This is a genomic window from Ferruginibacter sp. (genome assembly GCF_031430955.1).
Taxonomy (GTDB): Bacteria; Bacteroidota; Bacteroidia; order Chitinophagales; family Chitinophagaceae; genus Ferruginibacter.
On sequence record NZ_JANPCM010000716.1, the window covers coordinates 1 to 3,614 of the forward strand.

The following is a 3,614-nucleotide window of genomic DNA, read 5'->3' on the forward strand; positions in this document are numbered from 1 at the left end:
TTGTAAAAAATCGTTACCTAATGATTGTTCAGAAAAATGTATGACAAAAGATTTGGCCCTCAGCTTCGAATTTTTTCTATAAAACTTTTCTTCGTTGCGGTAGGTGTGCGGAATGTTTGGACCCAGCAACGCCAGGTTGCCAGGTTTAAAATCACTGATATGGTCACCAATAAAACGTTTTCCGGTACTTTCTGTTACCAATACAATTTCATACTCGGGATGGTAATGCCATGGCGTAGGATAAAAACTGTAATCAAAAAATTTTGCCACAAAAGATTCGCCCTGTTCCAATGGTAAACGTTCTAACGATGGTTTCATATTAAATGATTGTATTATGGCATAAAAATAAAACATTATTGTATTATTTTGCTATAATAGTATCGGAATTATAAAGTAAACTGGTAGTTGATTGCTGCTAACAAAAGTAGATTTGCTTACAGCTTTTAAATTGATTGTTTTAAAAGTTCATGATACTTTTCTCCAACTAAATGATTTGCTATGCCTGTTCGTTCTATTTTACTATTTCTGGTATTGTTTTCTACACAAAATATTATAGCCCAAAAAAATTCACTTTCCCTTAGTAAAGGAAAATATGGTAGTGGCCCCGACAGTATCGCACCAGTCGGCATCATCAAAAATTTAACTGATGACCAGTTAATGGAAGTGGTACAAAAACAAACCTTTCGTTTTTTCTGGCATGGTGCACATCCTTATAGTGGATTGGCATTAGAAAGAAGCAACACTGTTTTAGCAGAACACTATTGGGATTATATCAACGAAGCATGGGATGAACCGAATTTTTCTAAAACAACTTTCGGCCCTGATGCAGGTGCGATAGGCGGTACAGGCTTTGGCATAATGAGTACTGTTGTTGCAGTAGACCGAGGATGGATTGGAAAAGATACTGCCATCAGGAGATTAATTAAGATCGCCGATTTTTTAATTAATGCTGATTGCTTTCATGGCATTTATCCGCATTTTATGAATGGAAGAACGGGTAAAACAATTAAGTTCGACAGGTTGGATGATGGAGCAGATATTGTGGAAACAAGTTATTTGCTTATGGGTTTTTTATGTGCCAGAGAATATATTAAAGGTGATACCCCAAGAGAAATTTATTTGCGCAAACGCATTAATCAAATGTGGGGAGCAGCCAACTGGAACTGGCATACCAACAACCAAAATAAATTATTCTGGCACTGGAGCCCCAGCAATGGTTTTGATATGAACTTCCCGGTGTGGGGGTACAACGAATGTTTGATTACTTATATCATGTCAGCCTCATCACAATTTCATTCTATTTCAAAAGAAGTTTATAATGGTACATGGGTCGGCAGTCCGGGATTTAAAAATGGTAAAGAATATTACGGTTATAAATTACCGTTGGGTAATTATGATAAAGACAAAGGTGGTCCATTATTTTTTGAGCAATATACTTTCCAGGGAATTAATCCCAATGGCTTAACCGATTCTCTCGGCAACGATTATTTTTTACAGGGAAAAAACCATACTCTTATAAACAGGGAATTTTGTATCGAGAATCCAAATAAATTTAAAGGATACAGTTCCGTATGCTGGGGGCTAACCGCCGGCGATAGTTATAAGGGTTATCTGGCACACAGTCCCGAAAATGATCGTGGCGTTATACAACCCACTGCCGCCATCTCATCTATGCCCTACACTCCTAAAGAAAGTATGGAAGCCCTGCGTTATTTCTATTATAATCTTGGCGATAAAATCTGGAGTAAGTATGGTTTTGTAGATGGCTTCAGTATTCATCACAACTGGTATGCAAAAAGTCATTTGGCAATAGACCAGGGGCCAATAATTACTATGATTGAAAATTACCGTACAGGATTGTTGTGGAAATTATTCATGAACATTCCTGATGTGCAAAATGGATTAAAAAAATTAGGTTTTAAAAGTAGTTACATAAATAACTAATGCACCCATTAAAGAATATTTTATAAAATAATACTCGTTGATCAAAACAAATAAATACTGGCGATACCTTGATGAAGGTGCAGGAATTGGGGAAGAAAAAATTATTATTCAAAAACGGAAAGTAGCTTAACCCCGTCAGCGGTTGAAAACCCTGACGGCGGTTTGTGAAAAGAAGTTCGATAAAATAATAATGACACGAATTTGAAAGGCTGAATAAAGAACAAAAAGTACAAGGGTGTCTCGCCTTAGGCCAGACCAATGAAGCATCATAGTAGCAATGCAGCCGGGCATAAAAAAATATTCTATTCTATTATAAAGATTGAATCATGGAAAATAACCAAACAAAAAGCGGTATCAGCCGTCAGCGATTTTTACAACAAACAGCCATGGCCGGTGCAGCGGTGTTGCTGGCAAACCTGGAAAGCTTTGCCATAACAACTGTCGATAAAAAATTAAGAGTTGCTTTAATCGGTTGCGGAAGTGTAAGCAACCGTTACCTGCCGCAATTATTATCATCAAAAATGATTGAAGTGGTGAGCCTTTGCGATATAAAATATGAACGGGCTGTGGTGCAAAACAAACAATATAACGTTAATGCACAAACCTATCCGCATATTGATAAAATGCTGGCAGGCGTTCCGTTTGATATGATGGTAACCACCACCGATATGCAGATGCATGGCGAGTTAAATAAAAAAGCCATCATGGCCGGCAAACATGTGTGGAGCGAAAAACCAATGGCCAATACATACGCAGAAGGAAAAGCATTATTGGATTTAGCAAAAAGTAAAAAGTTGCGTTTGTGGGGAGCACCGGCGGTTGTGAACTCTCCGCAGTTTGCATTTATGAGTAAACAAATACAGGAAGGAAAATTAGGGCGGGTGGCCGCTGCACACGGACAATACGGACACACCGGCCCAACATGGAGTGCATTTTTTTATGAGAAAGGCGGCGGCAGTATGCCCGACCTTGGTGTATATAATATGGCCACACTAACGGGCTTGCTTGGCCCGGCAAGAGCAGTAATGGCAATGACGAGTATTGTAAATCCTGAACGAACCGTTGATGATAAAGGAAAAATAAAAGTGCAAGCAGAAGACAATGCACAAATTTTACTGGAGCATGATAAAGGAGTGATCAGTCATGTAATGTGCGGCTTTAATTATTTTGATCCTCATGGGCACGAAGCAGGAACGCAAAGTTTACACTCCATACAAATTTATGGCGATAAAGCAAACATGCGGTTGATAGGTTACGATTGGGAAACCAATGGTGTGATGATGGATGATTCATGGACAGAGCCAGCAAGATTAATGAGCACCGATAAAGCTGGTTACGAATGGCAGGAAGGTGCAAGGGTTACTGGCGAAAGCATCATCACCGGCGTAGAACCAAAAATAAATGTAGAGCATGCATTGCATGTGCTGGAAATTATTGAAGCCGCAAGAAAATCATCAGCAACAGGAATGAAAGTAAAATTGAAAAGTAAGTTTCCGTTTCCGGTAGTGAAGTAAAGCTGTAAGCTATGAGCTTTGAGCTGGACGCTTATTTTTTATACGTTTTTAAATTTATAGTTACTTGCTCAAAGCTCATAGCTTACAGCTCAATGCTTTTTAATAAAAATTTTTAAAATGAAATTAGCAATCCTTGGTTCCGGTTTTATCTCCCGC

General features: G+C 38.5%; 3 protein-coding genes. 2 read left to right on the plus strand and 1 reads right to left on the minus strand.

Annotated features, from left to right (window positions below; all coding sequences use genetic code 11):
* On the minus strand, nucleotides 1-318 hold a 318-nt coding region (locus ACY65O_RS20440; RefSeq protein ID WP_462222710.1), incomplete at its 3' end, for a cupin domain-containing protein.
* 180 nt (nucleotides 319-498) lie between these two features.
* Between ACY65O_RS20440 and ACY65O_RS20445 the strand changes: the two genes are divergently transcribed.
* Nucleotides 499-1,944, plus strand: a complete 1,446-nt coding sequence (locus tag ACY65O_RS20445; protein WP_462222711.1) for a glucoamylase family protein — start codon at nucleotides 499-501, stop codon at nucleotides 1,942-1,944.
* 326 nt (nucleotides 1,945-2,270) lie between these two features.
* Nucleotides 2,271-3,458 (plus strand): Gfo/Idh/MocA family protein, encoded by a 1,188-nt coding sequence (locus tag ACY65O_RS20450; RefSeq protein ID WP_462222712.1) that lies wholly within the window; start codon nucleotides 2,271-2,273, stop codon nucleotides 3,456-3,458.
* Nucleotides 3,459-3,614 lie beyond the last annotated feature (156 nt).

What these genes read in the sequence shown, in the direction of transcription:
- ACY65O_RS20450 (WP_462222712.1), top strand. Translation starts at nt 2,271, where the DNA reads ATGGAAAATAACCAAACAAAAAGCGGTATCAGCCGTCAGCGATTTTTA.
- ACY65O_RS20445 (WP_462222711.1), top strand. Translation starts at nt 499, where the DNA reads ATGCCTGTTCGTTCTATTTTACTATTTCTGGTATTGTTTTCTACACAA.